Genomic DNA, 21,096 nt, shown 5'->3' on the forward strand with positions numbered 1-21,096 from the left:
CCTGCGGTGGGCGCTTCTCCTCCATGCCCTGAAGCAGTCGGCCCAGGAGGCCGATGAGCTGCTGCGGGCATGGACGTTCTCTGGGACGACGCGCGTAAGCGTCGTCCGGGTGCTGCGGGTCCGCGAAGCTTGGACCGCTGCCCTTGAGGCAGTGCCGCCGGGGGAAGTGGGCGGCACGGATCTACTGCGGCGGCGCTGGATCGCCGCCGTGCTGACCTTCGGCGTAGAAGCCGCCGAAGGTTGGCTCTCGCTGCTGGCGATCTTGCCAGCAGCAGCCCTTCCCGCTGCGAGCAGCTTGCCAGCGGGCTCGAAAGACTCGCGCGCTGTCACTACTCCAGCGGCGCCAGATCTTGTAAATGGTCTGATCTATTTACAAGCTGCAAGAGAGTGGATCGCACAAATGCCGCTGCAGAGCCTCTCAGAGCTTGCTGTTACAGGGAATGAGTTGGCGGAAGCGCTTGAGAAACGTCCGGGGCCTTGGCTGGGTAATATGCTTAGTGCTCTGCTGCAAGCGACTGCTGCGGGTGATCTGTTAAACAATAAACGAGAATTATTGCTTGAAGCAAAAAGGATGGATGGACATGAGCTATGATAAGGCATTGTCTCTAACCGAATTGAAGCAGGAAGCTTCTGATTCGAATTGGATAGACAGCGTTCAGCTCCTGGAGTCTGTCGCATCTACTCAGGAGGAAGCCAAACGATTGGCAGAAAGCGGTGCGCCAGAGGGAACAACCGTAATCGCTGAAGAACAAACCGGAGGTAGAGGCAGAATAGGTAGGAAATGGTACTCACCGCGTGGCAAAGGGATTTGGATGAGTATAGTACTGCGGCCGAATTTACCCCTGTTACAGACCCCTCAGTTAACACTGCTTGCTGGAGTTGCTGTTTGTAAGGCTATTCGCCAGGTAACCGGAGTAGATGCCGGGATTAAATGGCCGAATGATCTGCTTGCGGGCGATCGTAAGATATGCGGGATTTTACTTGAGTCTTCTCTAAGAGAAGGAGAGCTTCATTATTGCATCGCCGGGATTGGAATTTCTGCGAACATGACTGAAAACGATTATCCTGATCATCTGAAAGAAGTAGCGACCTCCCTGCGAATTCAGCGGGGCGGTGTCCCTGTTGACCGTTCCGAGCTGGTAAGAGCTGTAATGGATGAGCTGGAGAGGCATTACATTCTATACATGAATCAAGGGTTTAAACCTATCAAAGAGCTGTGGGAGTCGATGTCAGTTACTTTGGGGCGCCAAATCGCTCTGAATAGCCCTCAGGGACGCTCTGAAGGAGTTGTAGTAGGTCTGGATGAATTAGGTGGACTACTACTTAAAAATAGTTCTGGAGAGATTTCTAGCGTGTGCTCAGGTGAAATCGAGCTTTTATAAATCCTTTGTGAGTCTTTTCAATATGGCAGGGTGTCATCCCCTGTCATATTTTTTTCGTGTATTTCCGTGTCCTTTTTGTTATACTATGGGGCAGAGGCGGTATCGTTTTGCGAACTGTACTCTTGATTTGATGAACTTATAATGGTTTTATTATTGGAATCACCTTCATAACTGCGTTAGACGGTTACGTTGGATTCTGCTCTGAGCCGTAAGGACCGAGACAGAAGGGACGATCGCGAGTGACTCTTTTTTGCCCTTCGGACCTTTTTAGCAAATTATTGCTAAAGGGTTTTTTTGTTGCGATTTTTACGGGGATGTAATTTCAAAAAGGAGGACGAAGAGAGAAATGGCAAACAAACAAGCACTTAATATTGTGAAAATGAAAAAAATGAAAGCAGATGGGGTGCGGTTAAGTATGTTGACCGCTTATGATTACCCGTCGGCATTACTTGCTGAAGAAGCCGGTATCGACCTTATCCTGGTGGGTGACTCCTTAGGAAACGTGGTACTTGGATATGATACAACTTTACCTGTTACAATTGACGATATGGTTTATCACACTCGTTCAGTAACCCGGGGTGCACAGAATACGTTCATTGTGGCAGATATGCCATTTATGACCTATCACGGAAGTATAGATGAAACTCTGCGTGGTGTGCGCAGACTAATGCAGGAAGGGCGGGCTCATGCCGTCAAAATGGAAGGTGGTCTCGAAATTTGTGAGACAGTCACTGCGGTTGTAGCTGCAGGCGTTCCTGTGCTCGGACATATTGGGCTTACACCACAATCGGTCAATATGATTGGTGGCTACCGTATTCAAGGTAAGGATGCCAAAGATGCAAAACGTCTGATGGATGAGGCTAAAGCGCTTGAAGCCGCCGGTGCTTTTGCAGTGGTACTGGAACTAGTGACTGAAGAAGTAGCACAAGCGATTTCTGAGGCACTGAGCATACCGACCATTGGGATTGGTGCAGGTCGTTATTGTGATGGACAGGTATTGGTTTTCCATGATTTGTTGCGTTATGCCTCACCCTACCGTGAGAAACGTTTTGTCAAAACTTACGCGGATGTGGGTAGTCTGATTCGTGAGGGTATCAGTCAATATGTGAAAGAAGTGAAGGATCGCTCGTACCCAGATGAAGGTCATGTTTTTAAAGCGGATGAAACCGTTCTGGAATCTTTATACGGCGGTGCCGGAAAGGATGGGGAATAAGATGAGAGTCGTCAGAAGCATTAAGCAACTGCGCGAAGCTTTGGAATATATGAGACAAGGTGGGCACACTCCAATTGGGTTTGTTCCAACGATGGGATACCTGCATGAAGGACATGCCAGTCTGCTTCGGCGGGCAGGCGAAATGAGCAACACGGTCGTTATGAGCATATTTGTGAACCCGCTGCAGTTCGGACCGAATGAGGATTATGATTCCTATCCGCGCGATGAAGAGCGTGATTTGGAGCTTGCGGAACGCGAAGGAGTCGATATTGTATTTATCCCCAGTGTGGAAGAAATGTATCCGCAGCCTACCCGGACTACAGTCTCGGTATCTGAGCTTACCACTCGACTCTGTGGGGCATCACGTCCAGGACATTTTAATGGAGTAACGACAGTCGTTAATAAACTATTCAATATTGTACAGCCTGATTATGCCTTCTTCGGACTAAAGGATGCTCAGCAAGTAGCAGTGCTCCGCCGAATGGTGTCTGATCTAAATATGAATGTTGAAATTGTTCCTTGCCCTATCGTTCGTGAAGGAGATGGACTTGCACTTAGCTCACGTAACGTATTCCTATCTCCGGAGGAACGTAGCCAGGCTCTGGTGTTATCTCGTTCCCTGCGTGAAGCGCGTGAGGCCATCGAAGAAGGAAAGGTAAGAACTATAGCTGAAGTTCGGGATTTGTTGACATCCGTTATTTCTTGCTCACCTTTGGCGGTTATTGATTATGCGGAAATCCTGACCTTTCCTAATCTGGAAGGCTTGCGGAACGAAGTTGTATTAACGGATGTAGATGGGGAAATGATTATAGCGCTTGCCGTGAAGTTTGGCAGAACGCGCTTAATTGACAATAATGTATTTATTCCAAAGGAGGTTGCCGCTCTTGTTTAGACATATGATGAAGTCCAAAATTCACCGCGCGACGGTGACAGAAGCGAATTTGAATTATGTAGGAAGTATTACCATTGATGAAAACTTAATGGAAGCGGCAGATATTCTTGAGAATGAAAAAGTGCAGATCGTCGATAACAATAATGGTTCCCGGTTAGAAACTTATGTTATTCCTGGGCCTCGCGGCAGTGGTGTGATCTGTCTGAATGGTGCAGCTGCTCGTCTGGTTCAGCCGGGAGATACAGTAATTATCATTTCGTATGCGATGCTGTCCTCAGAAGAATTGGAGTCGCATAAGCCAACAGTGGTATTCGTGGATGAGAACAACAAACCCGTGAAGCTGGCCGATCACGAACTGCATGCTACAATCGCTTAAAGGATGGACTTACGCCATGTAATGAATGGCAGGGATGAAAGACCCCGATCTCGCAGAAAATGAAGTCAGGCAAGCTGAACTGATTTCATCTTCAGTAAGGGGGGATAGCCCATGTTTCAACATATGTTTGCTGAAATGAACAAGGTGCTTCAGGAGATCGTTACAGATTACCCTACAGCGGAGGGTGCCCGCCGGAATGAGCTTTTATGCAATTATAATATGCTGCATCGACTTAGCGATAAAGTCATGGATGAATGGCTGGCCTTTGCAGAGAAGCTAAGCCACTTTCGTGAAAGTGTAGATTTTACGACTGTGGTCGAAGAGGAAGTGCCAGAGCAGGAAGCACCCGAGCTGTGCATGGATACTTTTGTCAGAGGTCAGGGGTATTATAAGCTCTTGATGTATGGAAAATGTATTGAGCAGTTTAAGGAAGTTATTGTGCAATATCCGGATAGCCTGGCTGCTCGATTATATTTAGCCATCTCTTACCTGCAAGAAGGGGAAGGGGAGGCTGCTTGGAGTCATCTGAACCATATGCTCGGTTTGATAAGGGAAACCAAGCTCAAAGCCATGGTGTATAATGCTTTAGGCTGTATCCGGGCCTCACAGGAACGTTTCAATGAAGCGCAGGAGCTGTTTGGCCTTTCTTTGCAACTTGACCCGGCTCTTCCTGAACCGACTGTGAATTTGGAGGTTTGCCGCCGCAGAGGAGGTAAGCTTCATTTCGGAAATCAGCTTGTTTCATTATTGTAAATTATTACGTTTACGGTTTATTATTCCGCATTTTCATTCAAGCGATGCATCCCCTGAACCAGTGGTGTGCATCGCCTTTTTTCGCAACTTCTGTTATGCTGATTAAGAGTCTCAATTGAAAGGGAATAGAATTATAATGAAATTTGCCGTGCTTGATTTTGAAACAACGGGAACCCAATCCGTGGGTGAAATCATCCAGGTTGGCCTTGCAATTATAGAAGAAGACCGGTCCATCTCCCGGGTATATGGTTCCTACGTCAAGCCCGGAACGCCGATACCTCCTTTTATAACTGGTCTAACGGGGATTACCGACGATGATGTAAAGGATGCACCTGAGCTGGATGAGATGATGATGGAGCTTGTTCCACTCTTGGATGATGTTGTGCTTGTAGGGCATAATGTCGCATTCGACTTCCATTTTTTGCAAAATGCTTTAGACCGATGTGGGTATTTACCATTTCAAGGACGGATTTTAGATACGATTGATTTTCTGAAAATCTGCTTTCCTTCCCTCACATCCTATCAACTAGGATCAGTTAGTGCACATTTTGGTGTGACGCATGAGCGTCCGCATCAGGCAGACAGTGATGCACTCGCAACTGCTCTTGTATTGCTGAAATGTCTGGAGGAGCTCTACGATTTGCCTTTGCTGACGATCCAGAGACTCTGTGAGCTGTTTACGGAAGAGGATAGTGATCTTGGTTGGTATTTCGATGGTCTGCTGCGTGAACGGGAAGCGGAGACGCTTCAGCCCGAAGGTGATCTGACTTTTTATCGTCAATTAGCGCTTGCTGTAGGAGACTGGAACGAATTAGCTCCACCTCGAGACGAGCATGCTGAGAATCCGCTACAGAATTTATCTTTTACAGATTATATGGATGAAGTAACGAAACGACTTAAAGAAACTTTGCCGCAGTATGAAAGCCGAGAAGCTCAGGATATTATGATCAATGAGGTGATGACGGCACTTGCCGAAGACAAACATCTATTGATCGAAGCAGGGACAGGAACCGGCAAATCACTTGGTTATTTGTTGCCTGCCATATACCAAAGCGTTCGCACGAATGAAAAAGTTATGGTCAGCACTCATACTATTAATCTGCAGGATCAATTGCGTGAGCGGGATATTCCTTTATTAACACAGGTAGTTCCATTTCCATTTAAAGCTGCAATTTTTAAGGGCAGAGGGCATTATTTGTGTCTTCGTAAGTTCGAACATAAAATTAATAAAAAAGACTTTGTCAGTCCGAGGGAAGATGCGCTTACTGCGGCTCAGATGATCGTTTGGCTGACGCAAAGCGAATCAGGAGATGACGAAGAGCTCAACTTAAGCGGTCGTGGAGGAGATTTCTGGGAGACGGTGGCTAGCGATACCGATTCTTGTCTGGGGCGCTCCTGTCCTTGGTTCCGTAAGTGTTATTACCATCGGGCAAAGCATGAAGCTGGTATTGCAGACGTAGTCATTACGAACCACTCTAAGCTTTTCGCAGATGTTAAGGCTGGGCACCAGCTACTTCCGGCTTATGAACATCTTGTAATTGATGAGGCCCATCATCTGGAGGACGTGGCTGGCAAGCATTTAGGCATGCATATGAAGCATTTCACGGTGGCACATACACTATCGCGTCTTTATAAGGATAGTCGAAATGGCCAACTTCCTACGCTTCGCCAAATGCTTCAGTCATCAGGCAGTGAGGAAGCTTCTGAATGGAGCGGAGTGATCGATAGAATCTATCCGGACCTGCTTACCATAAAAGAAACCTGGGATCTGCTTAGTGATAAACTATTCAGCCTCTTGCCGGAACGCAGCGATGCAGCAGCGGGAGAAGCTGGCCAGTTAGTCATGCGGCTACTTCCTACCCGTAAACCGAAAGATTGGGATGAATTGGTTGCTTTAGAGAATACTATGAATCTGACATTAAGCGAAATTATCCGTAAAGGTGATAAAATGCTTAATGAAATGCGAGATCAAGAAGGTCAATCTTCCTCAGATAGTCTAGTTACCGATATTAGCGGCTTATTTAAGGATTTAGCTTCAATACGTGAGCAAGTACGGTTTTTTATGGGATTAAACGATGAGAATGTAGTATATTGGCTGGAGGCGAATGGAAATTATCGCAGTAAATCGCTACAGCTGTATGCCGTTCCTGTTGATGTCAGTACTCAGCTTAAGGAGCTGTTTTTCGACAAGAAGAAAAGTATCGTGCTAACTTCGGCGACACTCTCTGTTGATAAATCGTTCCAGTTTATGATTGATAATCTCGGACTTAATGAAGCTGCGGAAGAGGGGCGTCTGATGACATCACTCCTGCCTTCTCCTTTTAAGTATCGGGAGCAGGCGCTGTTAGTTATTCCACGGGATTTCCCTAGTGTGAAGGGCAGTGTGGGCGATGCCCGATTTGTTGATACACTCGTACAATCACTAGCAGAAGCAGCGACTACAACACGCGGGCGGATGCTTGTCCTGTTTACTTCTTACAAGATGCTACGCCAGGTTTACGATCCTTTGAAAGAGGCTCTAGCCTCACAAGAGATCACGGTGCTGGGTCAAGGCGTGGAGGGGGGCAGCCGTAGCAAGCTGATCCGCCGTTTTCAGGACAGTGCAGCCTCTGTACTGTTAGGAACAAGCAGTTTTTGGGAGGGTGTTGATATTCCGGGTGAAGCATTAACATGCTTGGCCATCGTGAGGCTCCCGTTTCAACCGCCAAACCATCCCCTAGCGGAAGCGAAGTCTGAGTTATTACAAGCCCAGAAAAAGAATCCGTTCATGAAGTTGTCTGTTCCTCAGGCGGTTATTCGCTTTAAGCAAGGATTTGGAAGGCTGGTGCGGACAGCGCAAGATCGGGGTATTGTTATTGTGTATGACACCAGGGTGATCGAATCTCACTATGGGAAATATTTCCTCTATTCGTTGCCTGGCCCAAAAATGGAGCATATGCTTACGGATCAAATGGTTCCTCGTATAGCGGAGTGGTTGGAAGACGGAGGCGTTTCTTAAAAAGAACGTCATCGATCATATTAATCACTCTACAATGAAGGGCGGTATAAGAATACCGCTCTTCATTGAGACGAGGTACACGAATTAGTATAAGGTTAGTAAAGAATATTACTTACATTAGGAGGTAAATTATGAAATCGGAAAAAATATCAGAAGCCGTTGTTCGCAGACTTCCTGTGTACTTACGTTTCCTAAATGATCTACAGAAACGTGAAATATTAACCGTTTCCTCTCAAGAGCTAGGACAGAAACTTGATTTGAATCCCGCTCAAATTCGCAAAGATTTAGCTTATTTTGGAGATTTCGGCAGAAAAGGTATCGGGTATGACGTAACTTATCTTATTGAGAAAATCCGTCATATTCTGAAGCTGGATCAACAACTGAATGTGGCTTTAGTGGGTGCCGGTAACCTTGGACATGCATTATCTAATTATAATGCTTATTTGAAAGATACTATGAAGATTACCGCTATATTTGATTCCTATGCGCCTAAGGTAGGGCGGAAAATCAACTCACTTACCGTTCAACCGATGGAGGAGCTTGGTCAGACGGTTCGTGAGCAAGGTATTCGAATTGGGATAATTACAGTACCTGATTCAGAAGCGCAGAATGTAGCGGATATTCTCATTGAGTCTGGCATTGAGGCGATTTTAAATTTTGCACCAGTGATTCTAAAAACACCATCGAATATCCGGGTTCATGCTGCTGATTTTACAACAGATTTGCAAAGCCTTGCTTATTATTTGAAGGATGGAAAGGAAGAAAGCAGAAATGAAGAGCAATAAAACGATTATCAAGGGCGGGCGTTTTCTTACTCCGGGAACGGATGAGCCGGTTCTTAGTGGATATATGACTATTGAAGATGATTTGATCACTTACATAGGAAAAGAAGAGCCTTTAATAGAAGACGATGTGCAAGTTGTTGATGGCAGTCGTCTGTTGTTTATGCCAGGTCTGGTAAACACGCATGGCCATGCCGCAATGTCATTGCTTCGTGGTTATGGAGATGACTTAGCGCTTCAGGTGTGGCTTCAGGAGAAGATGTGGCCGATGGAAGAGAAGTTCACCGGAGAAGATGTATACTGGGGAACCTCCTTGTCTGTACTTGAAATGCTGAAAGGTGGCACTACAACCTTCCTGGATATGTATGATCATATGGACCGAGTAGCGGAGGTCGTCGAATTATCAGGTATTCGTTCCGTACTAATGAGAGGCGTAATCGGTCTATGTCCAGAAGAAGTACAAAATCAGAAGCTTGCGGAAGCGGTTTCTTTTGCGCGTAACTGGCATGGTAAGGCTGAAGGTAGAATTACGACAATGATCTCGCCACATGCCCCATATACATGCCCACCAGACTTCTTTGTTAAGTTTGTGCAGGCGGCTCATGATTTGAATTTACCGATGCATACCCATATGTCCGAAACGAAACGCGAAGTGGAGCAGAATGTGGTGGATTACGGACTGCGGCCAGTAGCGCATTTAGAGAAGCTTGGAATGTTCACACGTCCGTCTATAATCGCTCATGGTGTTCATTTGAATGATGAAGAGATCGAGATACTGGCTCGTCATGATGTAGGTGTATCCCATAACCCTGGAAGCAATCTTAAGCTGGCTAGTGGAGTTGCTCGAGTTACGGATCTTCTAAAGGCCGGAGTGAAGGTGTCACTGGGTACAGATGGAGCGGCAAGTAATAATAATTTGGATATGTTTGAAGAAATGCGTCTTGCAGCACTCATCCATAAAGGTGTAAGTGGTGATCCTACGGCTGTTCCGGCTCCGGAAGCTCTACGTATGGCTACGGAGTATGGCGCGAAGTCTATCTTTTTAAATGATGTGGGTAGACTCGCTGTAGGTATGAAAGCTGACTTTATTGCTATTGATATAGACCAGCCGCATTTGCTCCCACACACAGATCTGTTGTCTCACGCTGTTTATTCTGCCAGTGCCAAGGATGTTGAGCATGTATGGGTGAATGGTAAACAGGTTGTTAAACATGGACAATGTGTAACGCTAGATGAGGAAGCCATCCGTCGTAAGGCGCAAGAAGCCTTTGATGGACTGCTTAAACGATAGTCTAAGATCATAACAAATAACTGAAAGGCTGTGACTTTCTGCTATTGCAAAGTTACAGCCTTTTGTGTTTCTGATCATTAGATCATTGAACGAGATATGAAACTTTGGATAAACACACGGGTGTGTTATATAATCAAAAAAGATATATTACTAGAAAGGGAGCTGTACCTTGAAGAAAAGGAAAAAATGGATCCTCCTGGGGTCAGTTCTGATTCTGCTCCTTCTGTTCGGACTCATCCAGTTCTATGCTTATATTATGAAAGATCAATGGAACGAGCGAGATATCGCTAAGGATGTCGCCAAAACCAGCGCGGGTCTAACAGAGGTAACTAAAGCACAGAAATCCGTGTGGGATGAAAATGCAGTCTACTGGGTCTTAACAGGGAAGAATGAATCCGGGACCGAGTTGATGGTTTGGGTACGCTTTACTGTAGATGGGAAGTTTGCCGAAGGCGCCGACGCAGTATTCGCCGAGGAACTAAGTAAAGGGACCTCTGAAGAAAAAATGCGTAGTCTTATAAAAGCCGATCTCCCGGATATTAGCATTGAACGGTTGTTACCGGGGGTGTATAACGGAGAGTATGCTTGGCAGCTTTTTTATAAACAAAGCGGTCGGTATTATTATCAATTTTATCGGTTCTCAGATGGGGCTCGAATGGGTGAAGGATACAGTTTACCTAGCCGCTAAGTTAAACAAAATTACTTTAGGAGAAACAAGCGGACTATTTATGGTTCGCTTGTTTTTATATAAAATATTAGATTGATACACTAAAAGTATACGTAATGTGATATACTATAAGAGTAGTTTTTATATATTGTCGTCAAAGCCGCATACGAAAATAGGCCTGTTAATTAGAGATAAAGGCCTGTTTTTGTCGAAATAAATCAATATTTTTGATGAAATGGAAATATTTTAAAAATAAAATTTTAAATATATTCACACTTTTTATCATTTTCGTATATACACCTGTGATATACTACTGTTTGTAATTAGAAGAGTAGTAGTAGAACGTTAGGCTCTGATGAGCATTAACGGCTGTGATTTTGGATCATCCTGTTTATCGTTTTGTCATCTTTGAGAGGAGGACGTTTCTTGAAATTACGTCTTGTACCTGTACTGATAACGTCTCTACTGTCCGCTACGCTATTATTCGGAGGATTCTTTTTATATCGTCAGTTTGCTTTACAGGAACCACTCCAAAAGATAGTGTCAGGCTATGAAGGAGTGAATACTTCACATATTAGTATTAACCGTGATGAGGTCACTTTGAAACTTGAATTACAGCCGGGCACGAATTTACGTGATCTGGTATCGTATGTTTCCAAAGAAGGAAAATCAGTGATTGAGGGACGTAAACTTAAACTGGATGTGGAGCAAAACTCCAGTGAATTATTGGATAATTACTGGGATAAAGCGTTGTTCTCTGTAGCTGAAGCGATGGAGAGCCGTAAATATACTCTTATACCTGCTGAACTTGATAGATTGAAAGAGCAGAATACCGACTATAAAGATGTGATAGCAACAACTGAAATCGACGACACAAACGTGTATGTAAGCTTGAGCAACGGGAAAGAAAGCAAATTTATAATTTTACCACGCAAACCTGCGACCTTGGGGGTATGGAATAATGCCTAAATACCTTAAAGAAATTTTAATCGGATTTATTCCTGTACTGTTTATTTTCATGGCTTTTTTAGGTATTAATATATTCCCTATAGTTATAGCAGCTGGGATGCTTACTGCACTACTTATCATTGCTCATTTACGTGGCGGGCTTACGGTGAACGCCGGTGCTGGAAAGAAACGCAAGAAGGAAGGACCTTCAAAACTCACTTTTGAAGAAATTGGTGGGCAAGACAATGCAAAGCAGGAGCTCCGTGAAGCACTCGATTTCTTGATCCGGCATGAGGAAATCAGTAAATTTGGGATTCGTCCTTTGAAAGGGATTCTGCTTACAGGCCCTCCAGGAACAGGTAAGACCCTTATGGCTAGAGCGGCAGCCCATTATACAAACTCAGTATTCGTAGCTGCATCAGGCAGTGAATTTGTGGAAATGTATGTGGGTGTCGGTGCTGGCCGTATTCGTGATTTGTTTAAGGATGCACGTACCCGTGCCGCTAAAGAGAACAAGCAAAGCGCTATTATTTTCATAGACGAAATTGATGTAATTGGCGGTAAGCGTGAAGGTGGGCAGCAGCGTGAATATGATCAGACCTTAAATCAGCTGCTGACTGAAATGGATGGTATTTATAATAATGAGACACCGCGTATTCTGTTGGTAGCTGCAACGAACCGCAAAGAGATGCTGGATTCGGCATTGCTACGTCCTGGACGGTTTGATCGTCATATTCAAGTGGACATGCCTGACAAGAAGGGCCGCAAATCGATTCTGGAATTGCATGCTAAGAATAAACCTCTTCATGAAGAAGTGAGTCTCGATAAAATCGCAGAAGAAGCCTATGGCTTTTCCGGTGCTCAGCTTGAAAGTGTCATGAATGAGGCTGCGATTTATATGATGCGTGAGGACTTGACGAAAGTTGAGCAGCGGCATCTGTCGATGGCAATTGACAAGGTAATGATGGGTGAAAAAACGGATCGAGAAACCAATCACGAAGAGAAAAAGCGGGTCGCCATTCATGAATTGGGACATGCCATTATGGCAGAGCTCCTGCGTCCCGGAAGCGTCAGTCAGGTTACATTGACTCCACGTGGGCAAGCCCTTGGTTATGTTCGGCATAATCCTCAGCAAGAGCAGTATTTGTACACCAAAGATTATTTGGAAGATCAGATTATGATTGCACTTGGTGGAGCGGCGGCTGAAGAGATGTATTATGGCGGACGAAGCACAGGTTCGCGGGGTGACTTTGATCAGGCGCTGAATATTGTGGAAACGATGATGAAGTCAGGTTTAACTTCGCTGGGTATCGCCAAGCTGGAAATGGTTACCACTGAAGAGCTTATGAAGGAAAATAGTAAGATATTGGATGAATTGATGGTTCGTACTCATGAGCACCTTGAAAAGCAACGAAATGTATTTGATTACTCTCTTGACATTTTAATGAAGGAAGAAGTACTCTCTGGAGAGCAATTTCGATGTCAATTTCGTGACAGCGTCCTTTTACCAGCATAAATATTTATGCTGGTTATTTTTTTTTACTTTTCAGGCATGCTAAGATATCATTATATGTCGGGCTTTATAAATTTTTGCGACAGACAAGGTACAATACAAAAGTATAGATACCTGAAAGGATGGAGACTTTTTTATGAATTTCAAAAAAATAGGTGTCATCGGCGGTGGCACAATGGGACAAGGTATTGCTGAAATGTTAGCAGCCAAAGGCCTGGATGTATTGCTGGTGGAGAAAACCGCAGAGAAACTGGACTACTCTTACGAAATGATCGAGACAAGTCTAGATAAGCAACTGGAGAAATGGGCGATCACTCAAGCTGAGAAGAAGTTGATTCTTAGCCGCATTCAAAAAGTGACACATTTCGCGGAGCTTAGCTCTTGTGACATGGTTATCGAAACAATCGTTGAGGATTTGGAAGAAAAGAAAAAGATTTTGAATCAACTGGATCAAGTATGTCCAAACCACATTATTCTTGCCAGCAATACGTCAACACTTAGCTTGACTGAACTTGCAAGTTCTACAATGTATCCGGAACGCGTTATCGGTATGCATTTCATATATCCTGTAGCTAAAGTAGATCTTGTTGAAATTGTACGCGGTCTGAAAACCTCAGATGCTACTTTTGAAGATACAAAAGCCTTTGTTGATGAGATTGTTGAGAAAAAAGGTGTAATGATTTATGAATCCCCAGGATTTGTAACATCACGCCTCATTTGCTTGTTCATCAATGAAGCTATGCATGTGCTGCAAGAAGGCGTTGCCTCTGCACAGGATATTGACGATGCTATGCGTATTGGTTATCAATTCCAATATGGACCGCTTGAAATGGCTGACAGATTCGGCCTGGATTCGGTACTTGCTGCACTCGAAAATATGTTCCGTGAATACGGAGAACTGAAATACCGTCCTTCTACTATTCTTAAAAAGATGGTACGTGCAGGACAACTGGGTATGAAATCAGGAGAAGGCTTCTTCAAGTACGACAAGGATGGTGACCGTGTATGAATATTCTAGTTATTAACTCAGGTAGTTCTTCATTGAAATATCAGCTGTATAACATGACTGATGAATCGGTTTTGGCTAAAGGTCTGGTTGAACGTATTGGAATGGATTCCTCCATTCTGAATCATAAACCGACTGGCAAAGCGGAAGTGACAGAAGTAAGCGAAATTCTGGAACATAATACTGCAATCCGTAAAGTCATTGCCTGTCTTACAGACAAAGAGCATGGTGTTATTGAATCCATTAAAGAAATTGATGCTGTAGGTCACCGTGTAGTGCATGGTGGTGAGTTCTTCAAGGCCTCCGCTCTTGTGGATGCTGACGCAAAAACGAAAATTCGTCAATTGTTTGACCTTGCACCACTGCATAACCCGGCAGCAATGATGGGGATTACGGCTTCTGAAGTAAATATGCCGGGTGTACCGCAGGTTGTTGTATTCGATACTGCATTCCACCAAACTATGCCTGAAAAAGCTTATATGTACGCTATTCCTAGAGTACTGTACAATAAATATAAAGTTCGTCGTTATGGCGCACACGGTACATCACACGACTTCGTAAGCAAGGCTGCTGCGGAGTACTTGGAGCGTCCGCTGGAAGATCTGAAGATCATTACTTGTCATATTGGTAACGGCGGTAGTGTAACTGCAGTTCAAGGTGGAGTGTCCGTGGATACTTCCATGGGTATGACCCCTCTGGAAGGTTTGATGATGGGTACTCGTAGTGGTGATCTTGACCCAGCAATTGTCCCTTACGTGATGAACAAGGAAGAATTGTCCGTAGGTGAAGTGAACTCCATGTTGAATAAACATAGTGGTCTCTTAGCCATTTCGGGCGTAAGCAGTGACATGCGTGATATTATTGATGGTATGGAAAAAGGTGAGCCTAATTCCACGCTAGCTTTTGAAATGTATGAGTACCGCTTGCGCAAGTATATCGGTTCATATACGGCTGCGATGAACGGTGTAGATGCGATCATATTTACTGCCGGTGTTGGTGAAAATGCTTCATTGCTTCGTGAGAAACTGCTAAATAACCTTACTTTCTTGGGTATTGAGTTGGATGCTGAAGCTAACAAAGTTCGTTCCGGCGATCCACGTCGTATCTCTACGGTAGATTCTAAGGTACAAGTGCTAGTAGTTCCGACAAACGAAGAACTTGTCATTGCACGTGATACACACCGTATTGTGCAAGGAATTAACGGCTAAATTAGAGGAGAGATTGAAGGCATGGCTAACAAGAGTGTAATTAAGAACGTGAATGAACATGTTGGAGAGAGTGTTGTTATCGGTTGTTGGGTAAACAACAAGCGCTCCAGTGGTAAAATTCAGTTCCTGCAGCTTCGTGATGGTACAGGTTATATTCAGGGAGTTGTAGTGAAATCTGAAGTACCTGAAGAGGTATGGGATGCAGCTAAGAGCCTCACACAAGAAAGTTCTTTGTATGTGACCGGAATTATTCGCGAGGAACCTCGCAGTCAATCAGGTTTTGAAATGACTGTAACTGGAATTGAAGTCCTGCATCTTACAGAGAATTATCCAATTACTCCGAAAGAGCATGGCGTAGATTTCTTGATGGATCACCGTCACCTCTGGCTACGTGCCTCGAAGCAACGGGCTGTTCTGGTAATTCGCGCGGAAATTATTCGTGCAATTCAACAGTTCTTCAACGAGAGTGGATTTACAAAGGTGGATCCTCCGATTCTGACGCCAACGTCAGCAGAAGGAACTACTAACTTGTTCCACACGAAGTACTTCGATGAGGATGCCTATCTAACACAAAGCGGACAGTTGTATATGGAAGCTGCGGCAATGGCCCTGGGCCGTGTCTATTCCTTTGGACCCACTTTCCGTGCGGAGAAATCAAAGACTCGCCGCCACTTAATCGAGTTCTGGATGATCGAGCCAGAAATGGCTTTTACAGATCACGAAGAAAGCTTGAAAGTACAGGAAGAGTTCATTAGCTTCGTAGTGCAATCCGTATTGAAGAATTGCCGTGCAGAGTTGGAAACGGTAGGTCGCGATATTTCCAAACTGGAGAATATTAAAGCCCCATTCCCACGTATTACTTATGACGATGCAATTAAGTTCTTGAACGATAAAGGCTTTGAAGATATCGCTTGGGGCGATGATTTCGGTGCACCTCACGAAACAGCAATCGCAGAAGCATACGATAAACCTGTATTTATCACTCATTACCCTGCTTCTTTCAAAGCGTTCTACATGAAGCCAGATCCAAGTCGTCCGGAAGTCGTGCTGTGTGCGGATATGATCGCTCCAGAAGGCTACGGTGAGATTATTGGTGGTTCTCAGCGGATCGATGATCCTGCACTGCTTGAAGAGCGTTATAAAGAGCATAACTTGTCAATGGACTCTTACAAATGGTACATGGATCTGCGTACTTACGGATCAGTACCTCACTCTGGTTTTGGACTTGGACTTGAGCGTACTGTAGCATGGATCTGTGGTCTTGACCATGTACGTGAGACTATTCCATTCCCGCGTACACTGTACCGTCTCTACCCATAATTTATATTTAAAGGGGGACGTTCATGGACGGCAAAGGATGGAGTACCTGGGGCGAAGGCGTCTCCTTCGGTCTGGAGAACGGAATGGCCGTCATACCTTACGCATTACTGAAGTATTACCGGAAGCTCAATTTAAGCGGAAGTGAAGCGATGCTGCTGATACATCTGCTTTCTTTCAGGCAGGTGGAAGGGATTGATTTCCCTTCTCTTGAGGAGCTTCAGGTTGTAACAGGCCGTAGCATTTCTGTTCTAGCAGGAGAATTGCAGAAGCTTATGAAGGAAGGTTTTATTAGCATCGATGGAGACAACGATGAGCTAAGAGACATCCATTATGAACGCTACAATTTCTCAGGGTTATACGGAAAGCTTGGTGCTTATCTAGCGACAGTTGTTCAAGAACATGAGCAAGATAAGCACGCAGGTGGCTATGCAACGTCGGCACCGCGGGCTGCTTCAGGGGGCGGATTCGGAACGCCTCCCTCATCTCCTTCTCAACTTGGAGCTGAAGAGGAAAGCCGGAATCTGTTCAGTATTTTCGAAAAGGAATTCGGTCGTCCGTTATCTCCGATGGAGTGTGAGACGATATCTAGTTGGGTGGATCAAGACCGGTATCCCGAGGAGCTGATTCTGTTAGCACTGAAGGAATCTGTATTTGCAGGAAAGGTTCATTTCCGTTATATTGATCGAATATTGCTGGAATGGGCCCGTAACCGGGTCAAGAACGCTCAGGATGTTAAGGACTATACACAAAAGTTCCGCAATGGCGGAAGATAGATCATTTTGGAGAGAACTGTATTGCTTTAGCCCATCGCTAAAGTCAGTACGGTTCTTTTTAATTTTTTATAAAAAAGTGCAGGGGTAGTTATAATTGAGAGCGTCTATTGCTGTGGGAAGGAGGGGAGAGTCATTGAAGATGAGTTATTGATCAAGCGAATTTGCCAAGGAGACGAAGAGGCCTTCCGCCAATTTGTGAATACATACAGTCAGCAAATATACAAAGTTACTTATTCTGTATTACGCGATGTCAGGATGGCTGAAGATGCTGCTCAGGAAGCTTTTTTACAGATGTACAAATCTCTCCCTGACTACCGTTATCAAGGCTTGAAGTCATGGATTACACGGATCGCCTTAAATAAGGCAATAGATGCTAAGCGTAAACGTGATCGACTCAGAGAACTACCCGTTGACTATGAGCTTGTACTGAGCCAGACCGCTTCCAACGAGGAGGATGTGTTGTCAGGTGTTATACGCCGTGATCGGATGGATCGGCTGCTGGGTGAAATCAATAGCCTGCCTGAAACTCATCGTGAAATTATGGTGGCTTATTATCTGGAACATAAAAAATATGATCAGATTGCTGCAGAGCAGGGAATTAGCCTGAAAACGGTAGAGTCCAGATTATATAGGGCAAGACAATGGATTCGAAATCATTGGAAGGAGGACGAATGGCTATGATGAAGCATGGAGACGATCCAATCCAACGGGAACAAGCAAAAGCTTATATTGAAGGTCATATGGAAGAGGCGATGAGAGAAGATTGGGAACAGTTACTGCTGGAAGATGAAGAAAGTCTTACTTCATATATGGAAATGTTGGATGAGCTACAAGAGGAACTGCCTTCATTGGAGAATTCGTCTGCTTTTACAGAGAAAATTATGGGAGCATGGGTTAAACCAATGGCGGAATCTTCAGCATTAGTGGAACAAGTGGCGGTTGAAGAAGGTGGACGGCGATATCGCTGGTATGAAAAAACAATCTTTCATTATGCTGTTGCCGCGTCACTTACGCTGTTGATCATGTCCTCTGGCATGTTTGATAAGCTGCACACAGGTCAAATGGAGCTTATGATCCCTAAAAAAGATAATTTACCGTCATTTAGCGAGCAAGTAATACAGGCAACTAGCGGATGGTTGGATCAGCTAATGGGCAACAGAAAGTGATGAGAGGAGAAATGAAACATGCAACAGCAGCGTAGTAAATTAAAGGCCTTTTTTCTTAATTTGATTCCTGGAGCAGGTCATTATTATATCGGAAAACGTCCACAAGGCATTGGTTATCTTCTGTTAAGCTTTGGCATCTTATTTATGTCATTCTTGATAGCTGTGGCTGAAGGCGCTGAGGATATTTTAATAATGGGTGTGATGGGGTTCCTACTTATTGGGACAGTTTCTATGGTGCATCTGGTGGTAAAAATGCTGCAGATGCCTGCTCCGGCGATGGCTCCAGATGGATCGAGGGTTGATTTTATTTCGGTGCCCGTTAAAACTGCGGATAATGAGCGTGTCCATGTAATCTTATTATCGTTCATTCCAGGATTAGGTCATTTTCATATGGGGCTGATGCAGCGAGGGTTATCCTTCCTCATTTCTTTCTTCGGTTTTATGACCGTGATGTTATTCCTGGCTGGAATTACGTCTAGTGACGCTTTTCTTCTCTTGTTTGGCGTATTACCCGTTATCTGGTTGTATTGCATGTTTGATGCGGTTCAGTTAATCCATCGCAAGCAAGCTGGAGAAGAGATGGTAGATCGGACTTTATTCGAAGAGATGGAGGCGGGTCGTGAGGAGGGGCGCCGCAGCAAAGTTTTGGCAACGCTGCTTTCTGCTTTTCCAGGTGCTGGACAAATGTATCTAGGGCTGCAAAAAAGAGGTTTACAGCTCATGCTGCTATTCCTGGGAAGTATTTATGTCATGGATCTACTGCGATTAACGTTGCTCTTCTTCCTGATCCCAGTTATTTGGTTCTACAGTTTGTTCGATGGCTTACAGCTTGTCAGCCGACATGGTCGTGAGCCCTTGCAGGATAAGCCAGTTATCGAAGGATTCTTAAATCATCAAGGGTGGCTTGGAGCTGCATTATTGTGTCTAGGATTGTATTACATTGTAGTGAATGTCGCAGTTCCTGCGCTTGATATCAGATTTCCTGAATGGCATTTGGAGTATATAGTCAATGAATATTTCAGAACCATTATCGTATCTGTGCTATTAATTGGCGGTGGTTTGAAGCTGATGGCGGGAAGTAAGAACAATAAAGGGAGAAAAAGGACAGGTGGTCATTCTTGAATAATCCGACTGAATTACAGCAGGGAGTCATTGCTCCAAGCGAGCGTCCAGTCACTGAAGATAAATCAAGACGCTGGCGTGTAGGGACATTGTCGATGGGACTGAGCCTTTTATTTCTGGGGGCTTTAATTATGGTCTCGCAGTGGAAGGGAGCGGAAGTGTTTGAGACGACGCTTGCTTGGTGGCCGGTCATTTTTATATTGTTAGGTTTGGAAATAGTGATATACACTTTATGGTTTCGTGGAAAAGGAAAAATGTATTATGACGTGTTAAGTATTCTTTTCGTAGGGTTTATATCTGTATGTTGTCTGATTTTTGCGGGATTTAGTTCCTTAGGATTAACTCAGGAATTTCGCCGTACCGTCTTAGCTGTGGAGGAAAGTTATGCATTACCTGATTGGCAGGGAACCGTTCCAGACGGCGTTAGTACCATCATTGTCCAAGCTGCCGAGCCTTACGGGATTAAAGTGGATCAAACGGGTGGGCACGAGCTGAATGTATTTGGAAGTTATTCTACAAATAAAGGGAAGCTAAAAGAAGCACAAGAGCAACAGCTGCTTCAAACTAAGCATGTTGGGAATACGCTATACATCATTCTAGGGGAAACTCCTAGAGATTTGCTATTTGATAATTCTGGGAACAACCTTGACGTGACTGTTGGGGCTCCGGCTAATGTTAAAGTGATTGTTCGAGATACTTATGGAAATGTTGTATTGGGCAAATCATAGCCTTAACTTCAAAAAAAGATCGCTTCCTGACCAAGTTGGTCTGGGAAGCGATCTTTTTTGAAAGATAAGGAATTTTAGGTTACGAATGCAGCTCTTTTTCAAGCGCCGCGCCCATTTCGCGGGAACGTTCGGCACATCGGTTGACTGCCGCAATGACAGTTTCAAAGAATTCTCCGTGCTCCAGCACTTCTATTGCTGCTTGTGTAGAGCCATTCGGGGATGTGACCTTCTTACGAAGTGCAGCTGGCTCCTCACCCGTTTGTTGTACCATTCTGGCAGCACCTAGCACTGTTTGGACAGTTAGCTGTGTGCTTTGTTCAAGCGGCAATCCACCACGGATACCTGCGGCGATCATTGCTTCCATCATGTAATAAATATAGGCAGGTCCACTACCGGAGATACCTGTCAAGGTTTCCATGCGTTCTTCATCAATGACGGTTGTAAGTCCAACAGCTTCAAAGATGTTGAGTGCAAGGCGTCGGCCTTTCTCATCAACTTCTTTGGAGAAGGCTATGCCAGTGGCACCGAGACCAATGGAACTGGAAGTATTCGGCATTGTACGGACGATAGGTTGCTCTTTGCCAAGCAGTCCTTGCATCGTTCGAATAGACAATCCAGCGATTACAGAGACTATGATCTGATCAGGAGAAAGAAGAGGACCTATTCCTCGTAGCGCTTCTGCAGCGTCTTTTGGTTTCATAGCTAACACGATTACTGGTGAATTCTTTAGATAATCTATTTTTTGCTCAGGATCATTTGTACCCATTACACCGTATCGGCTTCTTAATTCTGCCAGGCGTTCACTACTGCTACGATTAAGCATAATAACATGATCGGATTTCACGATACTGCGGCTAATCATCCCGCGAACGATGGCTTCTGCCATGGAGCCTGCGCCATAAAATACAATATTATGATTCATAAGTGGAATGGAAGGTTGCTGACACATGGCTAAAAT

At 44.6% G+C, this 21,096-nt stretch carries 21 protein-coding genes; 20 read left to right on the forward strand and 1 reads right to left on the reverse strand.

Going from position 1 to position 21,096, the window contains the following annotated elements; genetic code table 11:
- The first annotated feature begins 109 nt into the window (after positions 1-109).
- The 20 genes from CA600_RS20775 to CA600_RS20870 all read left to right on the forward strand — a co-directional run bounded on the left by CA600_RS20775 (position 110) and on the right by CA600_RS20870 (position 20,138).
- Positions 110-592, forward strand: coding sequence for a hypothetical protein (locus CA600_RS20775; RefSeq protein ID WP_179281687.1), 483 nt, complete (start codon positions 110-112; stop codon positions 590-592).
- On the forward strand, positions 582-1,382 hold the full coding sequence (locus CA600_RS20780; RefSeq protein ID WP_094872548.1) for a biotin--[acetyl-CoA-carboxylase] ligase: 801 nt from the start codon (positions 582-584) through the stop codon (positions 1,380-1,382). Before CA600_RS20775 ends, CA600_RS20780 begins: the two co-directional genes overlap by 11 nt.
- 346 nt (positions 1,383-1,728) lie before the next feature.
- Entirely contained in the window at positions 1,729-2,595 is an 867-nt protein-coding gene (panB, locus tag CA600_RS20785; protein ID WP_094872550.1) for a 3-methyl-2-oxobutanoate hydroxymethyltransferase, read from the forward strand.
- 1 nt (position 2,596) lies between these two features.
- On the forward strand, positions 2,597-3,487 hold the full coding sequence (gene panC, locus CA600_RS20790; RefSeq protein WP_094872551.1) for a pantoate--beta-alanine ligase: 891 nt from the start codon (positions 2,597-2,599) through the stop codon (positions 3,485-3,487).
- Positions 3,480-3,863: an aspartate 1-decarboxylase gene (panD, locus tag CA600_RS20795; RefSeq protein WP_094872553.1), complete on the forward strand. Its 384-nt coding sequence runs from the start codon at positions 3,480-3,482 to the stop codon at positions 3,861-3,863. The genes panC and panD overlap by 8 nt, the downstream gene beginning before the upstream one ends.
- A gap of 111 nt (positions 3,864-3,974) precedes the next feature.
- Positions 3,975-4,616 carry a tetratricopeptide repeat protein gene (locus CA600_RS20800; protein WP_094872554.1) on the forward strand — a complete coding sequence of 214 codons (642 nt, stop codon included), beginning with the start codon at positions 3,975-3,977 and terminating at the stop codon, positions 4,614-4,616.
- Positions 4,617-4,752: 136 nt separating this feature from the next.
- On the forward strand, positions 4,753-7,614 hold the full coding sequence (gene dinG, locus CA600_RS20805; protein ID WP_094872556.1) for an ATP-dependent DNA helicase DinG: 2,862 nt from the start codon (positions 4,753-4,755) through the stop codon (positions 7,612-7,614).
- A 131-nt stretch (positions 7,615-7,745) separates the two neighbouring features.
- Entirely contained in the window at positions 7,746-8,399 is a 654-nt protein-coding gene (locus CA600_RS20810; protein ID WP_094872557.1) for a redox-sensing transcriptional repressor Rex, read from the forward strand.
- Complete coding sequence (locus CA600_RS20815; protein WP_094872559.1) at positions 8,386-9,687, forward strand: amidohydrolase; 1,302 nt, start codon at positions 8,386-8,388, stop codon at positions 9,685-9,687. Before CA600_RS20810 ends, CA600_RS20815 begins: the two co-directional genes overlap by 14 nt.
- A 169-nt stretch (positions 9,688-9,856) precedes the next feature.
- Positions 9,857-10,375, forward strand: a complete 519-nt coding sequence (locus CA600_RS20820; protein WP_094872560.1) for a cell wall elongation regulator TseB-like domain-containing protein — start codon at positions 9,857-9,859, stop codon at positions 10,373-10,375.
- A gap of 405 nt (positions 10,376-10,780) precedes the next feature.
- Positions 10,781-11,323, forward strand: a complete 543-nt coding sequence (locus CA600_RS20825) for a hypothetical protein (RefSeq protein ID WP_094872562.1) — start codon at positions 10,781-10,783, stop codon at positions 11,321-11,323.
- On the forward strand, positions 11,316-12,818 hold the full coding sequence (locus CA600_RS20830) for an AAA family ATPase (RefSeq protein ID WP_094872564.1): 1,503 nt from the start codon (positions 11,316-11,318) through the stop codon (positions 12,816-12,818). Before CA600_RS20825 ends, CA600_RS20830 begins: the two co-directional genes overlap by 8 nt.
- Before the next feature lie 133 nt (positions 12,819-12,951).
- Positions 12,952-13,824 carry a 3-hydroxyacyl-CoA dehydrogenase family protein gene (locus CA600_RS20835; RefSeq protein WP_094872565.1) on the forward strand — a complete coding sequence of 291 codons (873 nt, stop codon included), beginning with the start codon at positions 12,952-12,954 and terminating at the stop codon, positions 13,822-13,824.
- Positions 13,821-15,029, forward strand: a complete 1,209-nt coding sequence (locus CA600_RS20840; protein WP_094872567.1) for an acetate/propionate family kinase — start codon at positions 13,821-13,823, stop codon at positions 15,027-15,029. Before CA600_RS20835 ends, CA600_RS20840 begins: the two co-directional genes overlap by 4 nt.
- Positions 15,030-15,050: 21 nt before the next feature.
- Positions 15,051-16,349 (forward strand): asparagine--tRNA ligase, encoded by a 1,299-nt coding sequence (asnS, locus tag CA600_RS20845; RefSeq protein WP_094872569.1) that lies wholly within the window; start codon positions 15,051-15,053, stop codon positions 16,347-16,349.
- 23 nt (positions 16,350-16,372) lie between these two features.
- Positions 16,373-17,122, forward strand: coding sequence for a DnaD domain-containing protein (locus tag CA600_RS20850; RefSeq protein ID WP_094872571.1), 750 nt, complete (start codon positions 16,373-16,375; stop codon positions 17,120-17,122).
- Positions 17,123-17,269: 147 nt separating this feature from the next.
- Positions 17,270-17,803, forward strand: coding sequence for an RNA polymerase sigma factor (locus tag CA600_RS20855; protein ID WP_094872572.1), 534 nt, complete (start codon positions 17,270-17,272; stop codon positions 17,801-17,803).
- On the forward strand, positions 17,800-18,288 hold the full coding sequence (locus CA600_RS20860) for a hypothetical protein (RefSeq protein WP_094872574.1): 489 nt from the start codon (positions 17,800-17,802) through the stop codon (positions 18,286-18,288). Before CA600_RS20855 ends, CA600_RS20860 begins: the two co-directional genes overlap by 4 nt.
- Positions 18,289-18,306: 18 nt before the next feature.
- The gene (locus tag CA600_RS20865; protein ID WP_094872575.1) at positions 18,307-19,410 is read left to right on the forward strand and encodes a hypothetical protein; all 1,104 of its coding nucleotides are present in this window, start codon (positions 18,307-18,309) and stop codon (positions 19,408-19,410) included.
- Entirely contained in the window at positions 19,407-20,138 is a 732-nt protein-coding gene (locus tag CA600_RS20870; protein ID WP_094872577.1) for a hypothetical protein, read from the forward strand. The genes CA600_RS20865 and CA600_RS20870 overlap by 4 nt, the downstream gene beginning before the upstream one ends.
- A gap of 79 nt (positions 20,139-20,217) precedes the next feature.
- Here CA600_RS20870 and proC read toward each other — a convergent pair whose 3' ends face one another.
- Positions 20,218-21,087: a pyrroline-5-carboxylate reductase gene (gene proC, locus CA600_RS20875; protein ID WP_094872578.1), complete on the reverse strand. Its 870-nt coding sequence runs from the start codon at positions 21,085-21,087 to the stop codon at positions 20,218-20,220.
- Positions 21,088-21,096 lie beyond the last annotated feature (9 nt).

Source organism: Paenibacillus sp. VTT E-133280 (assembly GCF_002264385.1).
GTDB lineage: Bacteria > Bacillota > Bacilli > Paenibacillales > Paenibacillaceae > Paenibacillus_AQ > Paenibacillus_AQ nitricinens.

Coding starts and splice junctions, on each gene's coding strand:
- CA600_RS20780 (WP_094872548.1), top strand. CDS start 582: ATGAGCTATGATAAGGCATTGTCTCTAACCGAATTGAAGCAGGAAGCT.
- panB (WP_094872550.1), top strand. CDS start 1,729: ATGGCAAACAAACAAGCACTTAATATTGTGAAAATGAAAAAAATGAAA.
- panC (WP_094872551.1), top strand. CDS start 2,597: ATGAGAGTCGTCAGAAGCATTAAGCAACTGCGCGAAGCTTTGGAATAT.
- CA600_RS20800 (WP_094872554.1), top strand. CDS start 3,975: ATGTTTCAACATATGTTTGCTGAAATGAACAAGGTGCTTCAGGAGATC.
- dinG (WP_094872556.1), top strand. CDS start 4,753: ATGAAATTTGCCGTGCTTGATTTTGAAACAACGGGAACCCAATCCGTG.
- CA600_RS20810 (WP_094872557.1), top strand. CDS start 7,746: ATGAAATCGGAAAAAATATCAGAAGCCGTTGTTCGCAGACTTCCTGTG.
- CA600_RS20815 (WP_094872559.1), top strand. CDS start 8,386: ATGAAGAGCAATAAAACGATTATCAAGGGCGGGCGTTTTCTTACTCCG.
- CA600_RS20830 (WP_094872564.1), top strand. CDS start 11,316: ATGCCTAAATACCTTAAAGAAATTTTAATCGGATTTATTCCTGTACTG.
- CA600_RS20835 (WP_094872565.1), top strand. CDS start 12,952: ATGAATTTCAAAAAAATAGGTGTCATCGGCGGTGGCACAATGGGACAA.
- CA600_RS20840 (WP_094872567.1), top strand. CDS start 13,821: ATGAATATTCTAGTTATTAACTCAGGTAGTTCTTCATTGAAATATCAG.
- asnS (WP_094872569.1), top strand. CDS start 15,051: ATGGCTAACAAGAGTGTAATTAAGAACGTGAATGAACATGTTGGAGAG.
- CA600_RS20850 (WP_094872571.1), top strand. CDS start 16,373: ATGGACGGCAAAGGATGGAGTACCTGGGGCGAAGGCGTCTCCTTCGGT.
- CA600_RS20860 (WP_094872574.1), top strand. CDS start 17,800: ATGATGAAGCATGGAGACGATCCAATCCAACGGGAACAAGCAAAAGCT.
- CA600_RS20865 (WP_094872575.1), top strand. CDS start 18,307: ATGCAACAGCAGCGTAGTAAATTAAAGGCCTTTTTTCTTAATTTGATT.
- proC (WP_094872578.1), bottom strand. CDS start 21,087: ATGTGTCAGCAACCTTCCATTCCACTTATGAATCATAATATTGTATTT.